General features: G+C 39.8%; 15 protein-coding genes. 9 read left to right on the forward strand and 6 right to left on the reverse strand.

The annotated features are described in order from the left end of the window. Positions 1–37 precede the first annotated feature (37 nt). Together L0668_RS04190 and L0668_RS04195 are read right to left on the reverse strand one after the other, a co-directional pair. Positions 38–445 (reverse strand): ExbD/TolR family protein, encoded by a 408-nt coding sequence (locus L0668_RS04190; protein ID WP_235310825.1) that lies wholly within the window; start codon positions 443–445, stop codon positions 38–40. A gap of 190 nt (positions 446–635) precedes the next feature. Then, positions 636–1,706 carry a substrate-binding domain-containing protein gene (locus L0668_RS04195; RefSeq protein ID WP_235310826.1) on the reverse strand — a complete coding sequence of 357 codons (1,071 nt, stop codon included), beginning with the start codon at positions 1,704–1,706 and terminating at the stop codon, positions 636–638. Between the two features lie 125 nt (positions 1,707–1,831). On the opposite strand from L0668_RS04195, the gene L0668_RS04200 reads away from it, so the two are divergent. From L0668_RS04200 to L0668_RS04220, 5 genes are read left to right on the forward strand one after another with little or no spacing between them, the layout of a single operon-like run. After that, the gene (locus L0668_RS04200) at positions 1,832–2,323 is read left to right on the forward strand and encodes a formate dehydrogenase subunit gamma (RefSeq protein WP_235310827.1); all 492 of its coding nucleotides are present in this window, start codon (positions 1,832–1,834) and stop codon (positions 2,321–2,323) included. Further along, positions 2,323–3,882, forward strand: a complete 1,560-nt coding sequence (locus L0668_RS04205; protein ID WP_235310828.1) for a formate dehydrogenase beta subunit — start codon at positions 2,323–2,325, stop codon at positions 3,880–3,882. Before L0668_RS04200 ends, L0668_RS04205 begins: the two co-directional genes overlap by 1 nt. Continuing rightward, complete coding sequence (gene fdhF / locus L0668_RS04210) at positions 3,882–6,764, forward strand: formate dehydrogenase subunit alpha (RefSeq protein ID WP_235310829.1); 2,883 nt, start codon at positions 3,882–3,884, stop codon at positions 6,762–6,764. The genes L0668_RS04205 and fdhF overlap by 1 nt, the downstream gene beginning before the upstream one ends. Continuing rightward, complete coding sequence (gene fdhD, locus L0668_RS04215) at positions 6,765–7,571, forward strand: formate dehydrogenase accessory sulfurtransferase FdhD (protein WP_235310830.1); 807 nt, start codon at positions 6,765–6,767, stop codon at positions 7,569–7,571. Between the two features lie 27 nt (positions 7,572–7,598). After that, complete coding sequence (locus tag L0668_RS04220; protein ID WP_235310831.1) at positions 7,599–7,826, forward strand: formate dehydrogenase subunit delta; 228 nt, start codon at positions 7,599–7,601, stop codon at positions 7,824–7,826. Here the strand turns inward: L0668_RS04220 and L0668_RS04225 are convergent. The 3 genes from L0668_RS04225 to fldB all read right to left on the reverse strand — a co-directional run bounded on the left by L0668_RS04225 (position 7,823) and on the right by fldB (position 10,445). Beyond that, positions 7,823–9,013 carry a leucine-rich repeat-containing protein kinase family protein gene (locus L0668_RS04225; protein ID WP_235310832.1) on the reverse strand — a complete coding sequence of 397 codons (1,191 nt, stop codon included), beginning with the start codon at positions 9,011–9,013 and terminating at the stop codon, positions 7,823–7,825. The genes L0668_RS04220 and L0668_RS04225 overlap by 4 nt on opposite strands. Before the next feature lie 95 nt (positions 9,014–9,108). Next, complete coding sequence (locus L0668_RS04230) at positions 9,109–9,900, reverse strand: CLCA_X family protein (protein WP_235310833.1); 792 nt, start codon at positions 9,898–9,900, stop codon at positions 9,109–9,111. Positions 9,901–9,902: 2 nt separating this feature from the next. Continuing rightward, a complete protein-coding gene (gene fldB / locus L0668_RS04235; protein WP_235310834.1) occupies positions 9,903–10,445 on the reverse strand; it encodes a flavodoxin FldB in 543 nt (180 codons plus the stop codon). Positions 10,446–10,918: 473 nt separating this feature from the next. Between fldB and L0668_RS04240 the strand changes: the two genes are divergently transcribed. Continuing rightward, positions 10,919–12,034 (forward strand): esterase-like activity of phytase family protein, encoded by a 1,116-nt coding sequence (locus tag L0668_RS04240; RefSeq protein WP_235310835.1) that lies wholly within the window; start codon positions 10,919–10,921, stop codon positions 12,032–12,034. Positions 12,035–12,049: 15 nt separating this feature from the next. Here the strand turns inward: L0668_RS04240 and msrA are convergent, their stop codons facing one another. After that, positions 12,050–12,589, reverse strand: coding sequence for a peptide-methionine (S)-S-oxide reductase MsrA (gene msrA / locus L0668_RS04245; RefSeq protein WP_235310836.1), 540 nt, complete (start codon positions 12,587–12,589; stop codon positions 12,050–12,052). 172 nt (positions 12,590–12,761) lie between these two features. Here msrA and L0668_RS04250 point away from each other — a divergent pair, with 172 nt between their 5' ends. The 3 genes from L0668_RS04250 (at position 12,762) to L0668_RS04260 (ending at position 15,910) form a co-directional block, all read left to right on the forward strand. Beyond that, the gene (locus L0668_RS04250) at positions 12,762–13,103 is read left to right on the forward strand and encodes a YciI family protein (RefSeq protein ID WP_235310837.1); all 342 of its coding nucleotides are present in this window, start codon (positions 12,762–12,764) and stop codon (positions 13,101–13,103) included. Then, positions 13,100–14,350 carry an RNA polymerase sigma factor gene (locus L0668_RS04255; RefSeq protein ID WP_235310838.1) on the forward strand — a complete coding sequence of 417 codons (1,251 nt, stop codon included), beginning with the start codon at positions 13,100–13,102 and terminating at the stop codon, positions 14,348–14,350. Before L0668_RS04250 ends, L0668_RS04255 begins: the two co-directional genes overlap by 4 nt. A gap of 138 nt (positions 14,351–14,488) precedes the next feature. Next, positions 14,489–15,910 carry a sodium-dependent transporter gene (locus L0668_RS04260; protein ID WP_235310839.1) on the forward strand — a complete coding sequence of 474 codons (1,422 nt, stop codon included), beginning with the start codon at positions 14,489–14,491 and terminating at the stop codon, positions 15,908–15,910. Positions 15,911–15,916: the final 6 nt, after the last annotated feature.

The raw sequence follows: 15,916 nt of genomic DNA on the forward strand, positions 1-15,916 counted from the left end.
TAAATAACTTTAGTTAGCAGTTATTTTATTTACCCGTTTACTTACCAACTAATACAGATACGTTTGCAATACCCGCTTTTTTCACTTCGTTGATAACTTCAGTTACGTCACCGTGTTTCGCTTTTGGATGGGCTTGTACCGCCGCAGAGTCTTGAGCGTTTTCAGCCAAGAAGCTTTGAATGTTAGCTTCTACGCGGCGAATATCTACTTCACGACCATTTACTACAATAGTGCCATCTTCGTTAACACGTATTGCTAACGACTTCACGTTAGTAGGAGGTGGTGGAGTGTTTGAATCTTTAGGACGATTAACTTCAAGACCTTTTTCTTTAACAAATGAGGTTGTCACAATAAAGAATATAAGCATGATGAACACTATGTCCAACATGGGGGTCATATCAATTGCTGCTTCGTCGTCAGCAGAGCCGTGCTTTTTTCTTTTCATTCTTAAAAATCGCCAATTAGGTTAAAACGAATCTGCCTAGTATAAAGACAGTTGTACTCAAGAGCATCAATTAATTAACTTTAAATTAATAAAAATCTCAAATAGCTTACTTATTTCAAGTGCTGTATAGACTGCCAAATTTGGCGTAAATAATCCAGTCTGTTTTGTCTACTCTTGCTTATTTGTTTGCTTAAAACCAGCTAAATACCTCAGATAACTGTTTAATCTGGCCGCTAGACTCAGGGGTGTAACCAGATAAAGCTGAAATATCCTGAATAAAAGCAGGGCTTTTAATAAGCTGTAATAATTGTGCTACCGCTTTTAGGTTTAAGCTTTGTTTTTTGCACACGAACAAATATTGTTCAGTGGCAACAGGAATAAAATGCAAACCAAAATGACTTGCCGCGGCTTCAATACCCAATCCTACATCTGCCATACCTGCGGCAATAAAAGCTGCCACTGCTGAGTGGGTGTATTCCTCATCAGCAAATCCTTTAATTTGATTTGGATCAATCTTGTCTGCCGTTAATAGCTCATCTAACAAAGCTCGAGTGCCTGAGTCTTTTTGTCGATTAATAAATTTTACATCTGAACGAATTAAATCTGTCACTTGCTGAATGTTTTTAGGATTGGCCTGTTGCACCATTAACCCTTGTTGGCGCAGCACAAAACTTATAATCACATGTTCAACAGGATCAAGATAACGTCGAAATATACTCACCATATTTGTACTGACATACTGAATCGGCACGTCAAAACCAGCTAATTCGCAATCACCTCTTTGCAAAGCGGCTAAAGATTCTTCGATGCTTTTATATTGTAAATCTAATTGAAACTCTTTAGCTGCGTCAGGCAATAATGCAACGGCATAACCATGACTGGCGTGGATCCGAACGGAAGGTGTCACGTCTGCCAAAATTTGTTGGACCTCGATATTTAATTCTGAGGTTAAATTGTCTAATTGAGGCCCAAGTCGAGCTGCAACTCGGTGTTTTGACCAAAGCAATTTTTCGCCTAAAGGTGTCAATTTGGCACCACGACCTCTATGTAATTCGACTAATGGCAAGCCAAATATTTCAGTCGACTTGTTGATTAAATTCCATGCACCTCGATATGACATGCCAACATTCTCTGCCGCTTTAGTGAGTTTACTGTTGTGTTTAATTTGGCTTAATAAATCGAACAAGGTGGCCGGTAAGGTGTTTCCTTGCTCATCTAAAAATATCCAACTCGGTTGTATTTTTATTTTATTAATATGCATTTTGTTTCATATTTGGCATCTGTATTAGCCATGTTATCTTAGCTGGCAATCAAAAAACCAGTGTAAATATATGTAATATTTTACATATATTTACACTGGTTTAGCTTACGAACGGACAAATGAAAATGAATCAGTCATCAAACTGGGATCCTCAAATAGCCCAAAATGCTATTGATGAGTTAAAAGGTCAACCGGGTGCGCTCCTGCCTATATTGCATAAAATTCAGAATATACTTGGGTATATCCCCAAGGATAGTATCCCTATGATTGCTAAAGCTTTGCAACAAACTAGTGCTGAAATTCATGGGGTAGTTAGCTTTTATCATCATTTTCGTACCAGCCCGCCAGGTAAACATATTTTACAAATTTGCCGAGCTGAAGCTTGCCAAGCTCGAGGTTCACGACAGTTAGAAGCTCATGTTAAAGATTCATTAAAGGTGGACTACCATGCAACAACCGCAGATAACACTTTCACATTAGAGCCAGTTTATTGTCTAGGTAACTGTACCAATGGCCCAAATATTCGTGTGGATGACGACATCATTGCTGGAGTCACCTCAGAAAAATTTGATGTGATTAAAGAACAAAAAAATACCTTTGTTGTGGAGTTAGCCTAATGGCTTACGACATTTATATTCCACGAGATACCTCTGCTCTAGCCAATGGTGCAGATAAGTTAGCGCTGCTTATCGAAAAAGAAGCAAACCAACGAAACATTGATATCAAGATCATTCGTAATGGTTCTCGGGGCATGTTTTGGTTAGAGCCTTTGGTTGAAGTCGCTACCGACAAAGGGCGAGTGGCGTATGGAAATATCACTCTAGAACAAGTTGAAAGTTTGTTTGAACAAGAATTTTACTTAGGTGAACAAAGTCATACTTCATGTTTAGGTTTATCTGAAGACATACCTTATCTAGCCAAACAACAAAGGTTGACCTTTGCCCGTGCGGGTATCACCGATCCCGTCAATTTAACTGATTATATAACCCATGACGGTTTTAAAGGTTTAAAACAAGCATTACAAAATACATCACAAGAAATTGTCACAGCTGTTAGTGATTCAGGTTTGCGAGGTCGAGGTGGCGCGGCGTTTCCAACCGGAATTAAATGGCAAACAGTACTCGATTGCCCCGCCGATCAAAAATACATAGTGTGTAATGCTGATGAAGGGGATTCTGGATCTTTTGCTGACCGGCTGGTAATGGAAGCTGACCCTTTCATGCTGATCGAAGGCATGGTGATTGCGGGATTAGCCGTAGGTGCCGACCAAGGGTATATCTATTTACGTTCTGAATACCCTGTTGCCCACCAAATACTTAATGAAGCTATCGAAAAAGCCTATGCCAACAACTACTTAGGTCAAAATATTCAGGGCAGTGGCAAAAGCTTCAATTTAGAAGTTCGTCTAGGCGCAGGTGCTTATATATGCGGCGAAGAAACTTCATTACTTGAAAGCCTTGAAGGCAAACGCGGATTAGTCAGAGCTAAACCACCACTTCCCGCAATAGAGGGGTTATTTGGCAAACCTACAGTGATTAATAATGTTTTATCACTAGCGGCTATTCCTTATATTTTGGATAAAGGCGCTGCAGCTTATGCTGATTATGGTATGGGCCGTTCAAAAGGCACCTTACCTTTCCAATTAGCCGGGAACCTCAATCAAGGTGGTTTAGTCGAGCTAGCTTTTGGCACTAGCTTGCAACAACTGTTAGACGACTTTGCTGGTGGCACTTTTACTGGAAAACCTATGCACGCCATTCAAGTTGGCGGCCCTTTAGGCGCTTATTTGCCTAAAGAACAATGGAATACACCACTCGATTACGAATCATTTTCAGCAATTAAAGCGGTATTAGGCCACGGCAGTATTGTAGTGTTTGATGACACTGTCGATATGCTCGAACAAGCACGATTCTCCATGGAGTTCTGTGTGGCTGAGTCTTGCGGTAAATGTACACCTTGTCGTATTGGTTCGGTTCGTGGAGTAGAAGTAATAGACAAAATTCGAGCAGGTATTAACCCTGAACAAAATACTGAATTATTAGAAGATTTATGCGAAACCATGATACACGGCTCTTTGTGTGCCATGGGTGGCATGACCCCCTTTCCTGTACAAAGCGCATTTAAGTATTTCATTGAGAATGATACTGCAGCTAAAGAAACAGCGGGAGCGCAATAATGGTAGAAATATTCGATCCTAAAAGTATCGACTTTGACAAAGATTACGGTACACCTGAAGCTCAATCAGATTTGATGATTAGCTTGAATATTGATGGCTATCAAGTTTCGGTGCCAGAAGGTACATCTGTATTACGTGCAGCTAGTGTGGCCGGCATCAATATTCCCAAGTTATGTGCATCAGATAATCTAGAAGCGTTTGGTTCATGCCGCATGTGTACTGTGCAAATAGAAGGTCGCAGAGGTTACCCTGCTTCATGCACAACCCCAGTAGCTGCCGACATGCAAGTCACCACACAAACAGAAGCCTTGGCAAAATTGCGTCGCAATATTATGGAACTGTATATTTCAGATCATCCATTAGATTGTTTAACCTGCCCGGCCAATGGCGACTGTGAATTGCAAGATGTGGCAGGGGAAGTCGGTTTACGTGAAGTACGTTACGGATTTGAAGGTGAAAATCATTTAACAGCCGAAAAAGATACCAGTAACCCGTATTTCACCTTTGATTCAAGTAAATGTATTGTCTGTTCACGTTGTGTTCGAGCATGTGAAGAAGTACAAGGCACTTATGCCTTAACAGTAGAAGGCAGAGGATTTGATTCAAAAATTGCGGCAGGTCAAGGTGGATCATTTTTAGAATCAGACTGTGTGTCTTGTGGTGCTTGTGTACAAGCTTGCCCAACTTCTACCTTAGTAGAAAAAAATGTCGAACAAATGGGCCAACCTGAACACAGCGTAGTGACAACATGTGCTTATTGTGGTGTGGGTTGTTCGTTTAAAGCTGAGATGAAAGGTGACCAAGTGGTACGTATGGTGCCTTATAAAGGTGGTCAGGCGAACCAAGGCCATTCTTGTGTTAAAGGCCGTTTTGCTTTTGGTTATGCCACTCATAAAGATCGTATTACCGAACCTATGATCCGTGACAGTATTGACCAAGCGTGGCGAAAAGTGAGTTGGCAAGAAGCCATCGATTTTGCGGCGAAACGATTACGTGATACCCAAGAAAAATACGGCAAACAAAGTATTGGCGGCATTACGTCTTCTCGGTGTACCAATGAAGAAACTTACCTAGTACAAAAATTGATTAGGGCGGCATTTGGTAACAACAATACCGATACCTGTGCTCGAGTTTGCCATAGCCCAACTGGGTATGGATTAAAAACTACCTTAGGTGAATCTGCTGGTACTCAAACATTCGACTCAGTTGAAAAAGCTGATTGTGTATTGGTGATAGGCGCGAACCCAACCGATGCTCACCCAGTATTTGGTTCCATGTTAAGAAAGCGCCTACGGCAAGGGGCTGAATTGATAGTGGCTGATCCCCGTAAAATTGATTTGCTTAACACTCCTCACCTAAATGATTCCTTACATTTACCGCTTAAACCCGGTACCAATGTCGCTTTAGTCAATGCACTTGCTCATACCGTTATGCAAGAAGGTTTACAGGATCAAAGCTTTATCGATGCCAGATGTGACAACCAAGCCTTTAATCAATGGCGAGAGTTTATTTTACAAGATGAAAACTCTCCCGAGACCATGCAGAACATTACAGGTGTGCCAGCGGAAAACATTCGTCAAGCGGCTCGCATGTATGCCAAAGCAGGTAATGGCGCGATTTATTACGGTTTAGGTGTAACCGAACACAGCCAGGGTTCAACTATGGTTATGGGTATTGCCAACCTAGCATTAGCTACCGGAAACATCGGTCGAGAAGGTGTGGGGGTGAACCCCCTTCGCGGCCAAAATAATGTGCAAGGCTCTTGTGACATGGGTTCGTTTCCTCATGAATTGCCCGGCTATCAACATGTCGCTGATGATGTGGCTAGAGGGAACTTTGAAAAAAATTGGGGTGTTAAGCTTGATAACGAACCGGGTTTACGTATTCCGAATATGTTTGATGCAGCCATAGCGGGAACTTTTAAAGCCATGTATATACAAGGTGAAGACATTGCCCAATCTGATCCTAATACCCAGCATGTTGAAAAAGCCCTGAAGTCAATGGACTGTATTATTGTACAAGATATCTTTTTGAACGAGACGGCTAAATTTGCTCATGTGTTATTACCGGGCTCTACCTTTTTAGAAAAAAATGGCACCTTTACCAACGCCGAACGTAGGATCAATCGAGTGCGTAAAGTCATGGCACCACTAGGCGGCAAAGAGGATTGGCAAGTCACAGTAGATCTAGCTAACGCTTTGGGGTATCCCATGGATTACAAGCACCCTTCTGAAATTATGGACGAAATTGCTAGCCTAACACCGTCATTTACAGGTGTGAGTTACGATAAACTCGAACAACAAGGCAGTATTCAATGGCCTTGCAATGATCAGCACCCAGATGGTACGCCAACTATGCATGAAGTTGACTTTCCAATCGGCAAAGGCAACTTTGCGATTACTCATTATTTGGCGTCAGAAGAAAAAACCAACAGGCGTTTCCCGTTATTGTTAACCACTGGACGTATTTTGTCTCAATACAACGTGGGTGCTCAAACCCGTAGAACTGATAATCAGGTTTGGCATGATGAAGATCAGTTGGAAATTCATCCGAGTGATGCGGAACTGCGCGGCATTCAAAATGGGGATTGGTTAGGTGTGACTAGCCGAGCAGGGCAAACTGTATTGCGGGCTTGTATAAATGACAGAATGCAGCCGGGTGTGGTGTATACCACTTTCCATCATCCTGACAGTGGCGCCAATGTGATCACCACGGATAATTCTGATTGGGCCACTAACTGCCCTGAATACAAAGTCACGGCAGTACAGCTAGAAAAAGTCAGTCAACCGTCTCAGTGGCAACAAGACTTTGCTGATTTCAATAAAAAACAACAAGGTTTTCTGAAACAAGGAAGAGAAACAACAAAAGAGCCTGAGAATTAAATGGCAATTAGTCAAACGGCGAGTGTTAGTTGCTCAGTAAAGAAATGGACTGATAATTCGATAGAAAATATTGAAGATCATCTGCTTGACGAAGTAGCCGTGGCGCTTGTTTACAACGGTATTTCTCATGTGGTGATGATGATTACGCCACTAGACCTGCAAGATTTTGCCGTGGGTTTTAGTTTGACCGAAGGCATTATTCAAGTTCAGTCTGAAATAATCGATATTGAAATAGTTGAGCAACCCCAAGGCATAGAAGTGTTATTAACTTTGACCGCCAGACGTTTTGCTGAGTTAAAACAAACCAGGCGCAACCTAACCGGCAGAACTGGTTGTGGTTTATGTGGTGCAGAGTCTTTACAGCAAGCTATTCGCCCAATACCTGCTTTAACTGAATTTAAAACCTTGAGCGATGAAGCAATTCAGCTAGCTTTAACTCAATTGAATGACTTTCAACCCTTACAAAAATTAACCGGGGCCTGTCATGGTGCGGCTTGGTGCGATTTAGCGGGGAATATTCAATGTGTTAAAGAAGATGTTGGCAGGCATAACGCATTAGACAAACTTATAGGGCATTTACATTCTAAGAAAATCGATTCGCAACAAATAGATTTAAATCAAGGGTTTGTAGTGGTATCCAGTCGAGCCAGTTACGAAATGGTGCAAAAGGTAGCAAGTGTAGGTATAGGGGCTTTAGTGTCAGTTTCTGCCCCCACGGCTTTTGCGGTAAAAATAGCTGAGCAAACTAAGTTAACCTTAGTAGGTTTTGCTAGACCCAATCGCCACAGTCGTTACACCCCTTATTAGCAAGTAACCAAACATCAGGAACCAAACATGGCAAATGAACAACTTAAACAGCTAATTAAAATGGTCAATCAAATTGCCAATAATAATAGTCATCAAACTAAAGATGAATCGGTAGCCCTGATATTCAATCATCTTAAAAAATTCTGGGCCTTATCCATGAAACAGCAAATTATTGAATATGCAAAACAAGACAATAACGAGTTAACCCCTTTGGCTCAAAAGGCCGTTATTCAGTTGGCGGTTGCCTATAATTAATTTCGACTAATACTTTCTAAATCTTGAATAAAATAGTCTAACGACCTTTGTTCTATTTGTTTGATTTGAGCCTGCTGTTGTTTGCTTAACATGTGATACATAGAAGCAGCGCCAAAATCGCCAAAAATGATATTGGCTTGTTCATCGAATAAAGTGTTGTGAGCGTATAAATCACCATGACATACCTGTTGGTTATGCATATGTTGAAATACTTCACGCATTTGTTCTGTGATTTTTGTTATTTGTTTTATGGATAAGCTAAAGCCATCAGAAAAGATGTCGCGCGTGCAGGTATCGAAGTCTGGCGGTAACCCTAAGTTTTTATAATGTTCAGGAATTAACTCCATGACTAAGGCTAAATAGTCTTGTTCATTGACCTGAGCCAAAGGTTTGACAATATTAGGATGGCACCCGACTTTTAAACAGGCATTGAGTTCGTCTTGAGGATAACCATCGCTGGTGACTTCTCCTTTAAAAACCTTTACCGCTATCTCGCCAGGCAATGCTAATTTGTTCTCTATCCAGCTGGCTTTTGAAATCACTCCTGAGGCGCCTTGACCAAGTAGTTGTTGTAATTCATAGCTGTTGGAAGAGATAGTCGGTACGGAATCTACTTGAATATCTGTTTGGCAAAAGGGGTTACCTGCAAAGGCAAACCAAGCCAATTTGGGTAAAGCTAACAGTTGGTCTGGACATTTGGTTAGTTGGTTAGCCGAAATACGCACTAGTTCTAAATTTTCTAACTTGGCCATAGATTGGGGTAATTCTGTCAATTGATTTCCGGCTAAGGCTAACTTTTGTAATCTAGGTCTTTCCCCTAAGGAAACGGGTAGCGTTTGAATCTCGTTATCAGTGAGTATCAACCAACGTAATTTATGAGGCAAAGAGTTTGCTGGCACCTGTTTGATTTGGTTGTTCTTAAACCCCACCATTTCTAGGTTTTTACATTCTCCTAATACTTCTGGCAAAGTCTCGAATTGATTATTCGATGCAAAAATGATTTTAAGTTTGGTGAGTTGCGCTAGCTCTTTGGGCAAATTGGATAATTTGTTATTGGATAAATCGAGAATCTCTAAAGAATCAGCTAAGGATAAAATTTCAATAGGTAATTCAGTCAGCTCTTCAGCAAGTGACAAACGTTTTACGCCTTGCAAGGCACCAGATTTAAGCTGTTGTACAGTATGCAAAATTTAACATCACTATTTGGAATAAAATCGCCGAAATGCTACTGAAAAAGGCATAAAAAAGAAAGTTAGCTTTTAAATTTTCGAGGTCTTATTTTTCAACTGCTCTTTTCAACGGCTTGCCCTAAAAATGAAAAGTAAGTTAAAAAGTTTTGATTGATGATTGAACGCTCATTGTCTTTGGGATAAATGCCTAATTTGGCCTCAGGGCTTTGTTTAGTGCCTTGTACCAAAAAGGCATTTTTTCTGAAACTGTCTTGAATACAAGCTTCAAAAGCTCGTGCCGTGAGTTCTTGTGGTTGGGCGTAATAATAGGCTTTCAGCGCTTTGTCGGCTTGAGCGCTGCGACTAACAAACTGACTGACTTGGCTTTTATCGTCTGCTAAAAATATGGATTCAAAACATGCGCTTAATTTACGATTTAAAGCATGTTTTATTTGTTTCTTATCTTTTAACCAACAAGCAGAAGCAAAGTCTTGGGCTTTTACTTTGGAAAATAACTTTTTGGCTATGTAATGATCAAAAGCGTGAAACCATTCGTGAGCGAGGGCACCACCTCCGGCATTTTTAGCTAAGGCTAAGGTTTTGGTTTGTGATGCGTAGTGTGCGCTACTATGTTTTTGACCACCATGCCCAAAGGCTAGACACAAACTGGAATTCAACGAAATTACCGGAGTGGGCACGGCTAAAATATCCATCAAATCAAATAAAGCATCAAAGAATAAATTAGCCGCTATTTGTTGTTCTTGTGCTGTGACCCATTTGCCAACAGTTACGGTTCTAAAACCAAATATTTTGACTATATCGTGAAAGCTAACATCGGCTCCATCTCGGTGAGAGGGGCCGTTACGGTAATAAGGTTGGTGAATTCTAGAGTCTGAGGCAGTCACGTTTACTGAGTGGTTATTTCAGATAGAACTTGTTCACACCAAAGGTTAATACGCTCATCGGTTTGTTCATATTGGTTTTCGTCATCCAAACTTAGACCTACAAAAAATTCACGATCTTCGGTTAAAGCTTTTGATTCGGCAAAGTCGTAGCCAGAATTTGGCCAATAACCAATAATATTACAATCCAGAATAATCAATTCATCATGCAACATGCCTACTGCATCCTGGAACCAATCTGCGTATCCAAGTTGATCACCTAAACCAAAAATAGCCACGGTTTTATTGGTCAGGTTTAAGTTGGCAATATCAATCCACTTGGATTCCCAGTCTTCTTGTAATTCACCAAAATCCCAAGTGGAAATACCAAAGATCAGGATATCGAAATCCTGACATTCGGCTAAAGGAACCTCTCTAATATTGAACAGCTCAACACATTCATACTCGACTAGTTCATTTAACTTAGTTTGAATTTTTTCTGCGGCCATTTCGGTATAACAAGTAGTGGAACCATAAAACAAACCGATTTTTAATGTACTTGGAGTCATAACTGCCAGTTATTCTTAATTGTTACAATATCGACTGGGCGCATGATAAATCACCAAGGAAATTAAATCTTGTGCTATTTAACCTGAATACTTGATAAGCCGAGCCTCTCGATAAAGTTCTTTTTGTACCTAGGTGCGTTGGATTGTCTAGCAATAACACGTTATTACGTACGACTATCCGCCTTCCTAAGCCCGAAAAATTTCATCACCTAGCCTACCCAAAGATCAAACTTTTTCGCACAAGCATAAGCAAGTTATTGAATTATAGGGCTAAATATATTTTAAACGACACTTCTTATCCAAAACTCAAGTTATTTACCTTAAAGCTTAACCATCTTAAATACTTAACAATGTATTTACTTAATTTTTGATGTGATTGCCTAATTATGCAGTAAATAACTTGACCATATGGACCGCTGTCTTTATAAAGAGCAAGCCTTCACACTATTTAAATCATATAGATTGGACTACATATGAAACTTTTGGTTATTTTTTTGGGTATCTGTTCATTGATGAGTTGTAATCCAAATGTCTCCTCAGATCCAAATGACTACATTAAGAAAACGTATGGCCATTGGATAAAAGAAACCAATGGCGAAGTCATGCTAGATCCTCAACCTTCGGGTTTAGCTTATTGGCGTGGGAAATTACTGACTGTCAGTGACAGAAGTGCTCATGAATCACAACGTTTACGTTTACGAGCTATTGATAGTCGTACTGCAGAGTTATCTGGGCCTGATATGCAGATAACCTTGTCTGCTCAAGCTAAACTAAGTTGTTTTGCTGACTATGTGAGTGGTAATCCTGATTTAGAAGCGTTAACTGTTGATCCTGATGACGACAGTGTATTTTATTTAGTCACAGAAGATGCTTCAGATGCAGAGCCATTAACTGAGCAATGTCATGAAAAATATCATGAAACAGGTTCTACAGACTATCCAAGCTTATTACTTAGACTAGCTATCCAAGCTGATCAAAAGTTATCTATTACGCATATTAAACCCATACAATTTAATCCCGACATGCAAGTAGGTAACTTTCCGAATGATGGTTTTGAGGGATTAACTTTTGGACAAAATCGTACTTTATATTTGGCTATGGAAAAAGATCAACAAAAACAAGCTAGAGTATTTTCCTTAGTATTAGACAAAGAGTTTTGGGCGACTGACGATTACGCCAAGGTTACTGATGTAGGGTTAAAATTACCTAAATTTAAAAACGGTAATCATCCTATTAATGGCATGGACTATTATCAAACCGCAGCTGGAAAAGAGTTTTTAATATTAGCGGCTAGAAATGACCAAAAGTTATGGGTTGCTGACTTGAGTGGTCAAAAAGACACTAAAATAGTGCCTTTAGAATTTTACGCAGAAATTATTGGTGGCCATGGTGTTTGTAAGGATTATGAAGAAACCGATAATATATCAATAGAGGGTGTGGCCGTAATTGATGAGACTTTGTGGATGGTGAACGATCCATGGAAAGCTGTTTATTTAAACAATATTCGATGCCCACAAAACAAGCGGAATTATCAAAAGTTTGCACCCTTATTATTTAGCTTGCCAATTCAGGCAAGCTGGTTTGAATAAATAAGAGGAATGAGGTTATTGTTTTAACTTGCTGGCAAATTTTTGTTTGAATTTGGCCAGCTTAGGGGCTACCACCATATTGCAATATTGATTTTGTGGATTGTTTGAAAAATAATCTTGGTGGTAATCTTCTGCTTGATAGTAGTTATTTATTTCTACTAATTCAGTAACCACTGGATCAGGCCAAATTTCTTCATCACTAATTTCTTGTATAATTTCAGCGGCTATTTGTTTCTGTTTTTGATCATGATAAAAAATTCCTGTTCGATATTGAGTGCCTATGTCGTTACCTTGGCGATTAAGTTGGGTGGGGTTATGTAATGCAAAAAATATTTCCAGTACATCACGGTAACTTAATTGATCGGTGTCAAAATTAACTTGTACCACTTCAGCATGACCTGTGTCACCTTGGCATATTTGTTCGTAACTTGGATTATCAAGGTGTCCCCCAGCATATCCAGAAAACGCTGACTTAACCCCTGCTACACTATTAAAAGCAGACTCTAGGCACCAAAAACACCCACCTGCCAATGTCGCTGTTTCAATGTTTGTCATAATTCTCCCTTAAATTTACTTTATTTAGGTGTATATCTAGTGGTGCACAACTGACAATTCAAATTATTAAAAAATATTTATTAAATAATGTCGGATTATGGATAAGGTATTCGACGGTATAGTGCAAATAAACTAATTTATTTGCAATCACTACTTATCATGGAGAAACAATATGCAATTTTTAGCTTTGATTTACGGTACTGAAGGTCAAGATGACGTGGATATGCAAACACTGATAGAACAATACACAGTGTTTGAAGCTGAAGCAAACTCAGCCGGTATCTTGGGCGGTGGCAATGCTCTAGAGCCTATAAGTACTGCAACATCTGTTCGTGTAAGGCAAGGACAAGCAGAAATTACTGATGGGCCATTTGCCGAAACCAAAGAACAACTCGGTGGATATTATTTATTCGAATGTAAAGATTTAGACGAAGCACTAATGTGGGCAGCTAAAATTCCAAGCGCACGATACGGTACGGTTGAAGTTCGCCCAATTATGATATTTGAAGATTGAAAAACGCAATAACTCGGATTTTTCGAGCAGAATCTGGCCAGCTCTTATCTTCACTTATGTACTTATGTCGAGATTTAGACCTGGCCGAAGATGCCTTACAAGATGCTTGTGAACAGGCTAGCATGCAGTGGTCAAAACAAACATTACCAGATAATCCTGGTGCTTGGTTACATACTGTTGCCAAACGAAAGTTAATTGACAAGCTTAGGCAAAGCCAAACTCAAGCCAATTTACGCAGCCTACATTCATTAGGAACCTTAAGTGAAATTAATACAGAAAGTGTCCCTCAGGAGTTCTCAGAACAAGATTTCGATGTACCTGATGAGCGCCTGAGATTAATTTTTACTTGCTGCCACCCAGCATTGAATCAACAAGCCCAAGTTGCGCTGACCTTAAGAACACTGTGCGGACTTTCGGTAAAAGAAATAGCGCGAGCATACTTAACCTCTGAAATAGCAATGAGCCAGCGTATTACCCGTGCAAAGAAAAAAATCAAGGATGCTGGAATTAGCTATTCGGTGCCAAGAAAAGAGCAATTACCGGCTAGACTTTCTAGTGTGTTAAAGGTGATTTATCTAATTTATAATGAGTCCTATAGCGCCTTTGAAAGCCAAACATTAACCAGAAACGATTTGGCTGAAGAAGCTATACGGCTCAGTCAGCTAATGCTGAGTTTACTACCGAATGCTGAAGTACTAGGCTTAGCGGCATTATTGTTATTACATCATGCCAGAAGCCCGGCCCGACAAAGTTCAGATGCAGGGTATATTCCCTTAGAAATGCAAGATAGAAAACTTTGGAATAGTGCCGCGCTTAATCAAGGTCGGGCATTGCTTGATAAGGCATTGAGATTAAACCAGCCCGGTCCCTACCAAATTCAAGCGGCTATTAGTGCTTTACATGCACAAGCCATAGATTGGCAATCCACCGACTGGAAACAAATTCATTTACTCTACAAAAGTTTGTATAAAATCAATCCATCACCTGTGGTTGAGTTAAATTGCGCTGTTTCTTTAGCTTATTCTGGGTATTTAGTTGAGTCTTACAAATTTTTGTACTCTCTTGAACAAGAGTTGCAAAACTATCAACCTTACTACGCAGCTCGGGCTGAATTAGAAATTCAACTAATGGATCTCCAAGCTGCAATCGGCTCTCTTAATACTGCGATAAAATTAAGTCGGAATAATAGTGAGCGAGACTTTCTAGTGAAGAAACGTAACCATCTCCTTAGCCAATGCCCAGATTAATACTTGTTATATTTTAGCCAAGTTGTGACAAATTAAGCTTTTTCCTTATACAATTCTGCCTAAGATTATCAAGTTAGGGACATTTTAATTTTGTACTGGTAATATTGGATTTATTATAAAAATAACGCAGGAAAAATTATGAGTGCGACTCGCGAGCAGTTTGGTTCACGCATAGGGTTTATTTTAGCTGCTGCTGGTTCGGCAGTGGGTATTGGCAATATGGTAGGGTTTCCTGTTGCTGCAACCAAAAATGGTGGCGGAGCGTTTTTATTGATTTATGCGATTTTTGTGGCCTTTATCTGTTTGCCAGTCATGTTAGCTGAAATGTCTGTGGGTAGGCACAGTCGCAAAGATCCGTTAGGGGCATATTCAACTATGTCTAACAACCATAATGGTTGGAAGGTAGCTGGTTGGTTGTCGATTATTACTCCATTCATGATAGCCGTATTTTATTTAGTGATTACTGTTTGGATATTTGGTTATTTGTACCAATCCGTGACAGGTAATTTGGATATGTTAGCCGCACCGGATACCTTTGGTTCTTTTATCAACGGTGTTGATTTGATTTATTATTCCTTGGCTGTGTTAGCTATTATTTATTTGATCCTACAAGGTGGGGTTAAAAGGGGTATAGAAAAAGCAGCAAAAATCATGATGCCGGCTCTATTTATCATGTTGGTGGCTTTGGTTATTTTTGTATTAACCTTAGACAACGCCTTTGAGGGAGTGAAATATTACGTCATCCCAGATTTTAGTAAAATAAATGCCTCAGTAGTAAGCGCGGCATTGTCTCAAGCCTTTTTCTCCCTGTCTTTGGGTATGGGTATTATGATCACTTACGGCTCATACCTTGATAGTAAAAGTGACGTAGCAGGCTCGGCTAAAATGGTGGCCCTGTTAGATACAGCAGTTGCTTTCATTGCTGGTTTATTAATTTTGCCTGCGGTGTTTTCATTCAACCCAAATATTGATACTAGCGAGTTAAGTGATTCGTCTGTAGGTATGATTTTTACTTTTTTACCTAAGATATTTTTAGCTTTGCAAACGAGTATTGGGTATACGGGAGCGAGTGCAGTTGCCAGTTTGTTTTTTGTATTAGTATTTTTTGCGGCTATTACTTCTATGGTATCTATTTTCGAAGTTCCAGTAGCAGCATTGATGGAAGAAAAGAAATTCAAACGTCGTAAGGCGTTGGGTTTGTTAGGATTATTGTTAGTGGTTATGGGTGTAATGGCGGCAACATCTTTTGGTGTTGCTGATTTCTTCACCCAATTTACCCAATATGCTGGGCAATCAAAGTCATTTTTTGACCTGATCATTGACGTATTTTACGACACTATCTTGCCGTTAAATGGTTTGCTCATTTGTATTTTTGTAATGTACAGATGGAAAAAAATTAATTTTACACAGGAGATGGACGTTAATTCTCAATCTCAAGGTAACAATTGGTTTATTCGTTATGTTAACTTTTCTGTGAGTACTTTTATCCCGATTATTTTATTGGCGGTATTTGTAAATACAGTGGCCTTAAAATATTTCGGCAGTGCTTTAATTGGCTAAATTGGG

The sequence above is a fragment of the Paraglaciecola algarum genome (genome assembly GCF_021532655.1).
GTDB lineage: Bacteria > Pseudomonadota > Gammaproteobacteria > Enterobacterales > Alteromonadaceae > Paraglaciecola > Paraglaciecola algarum.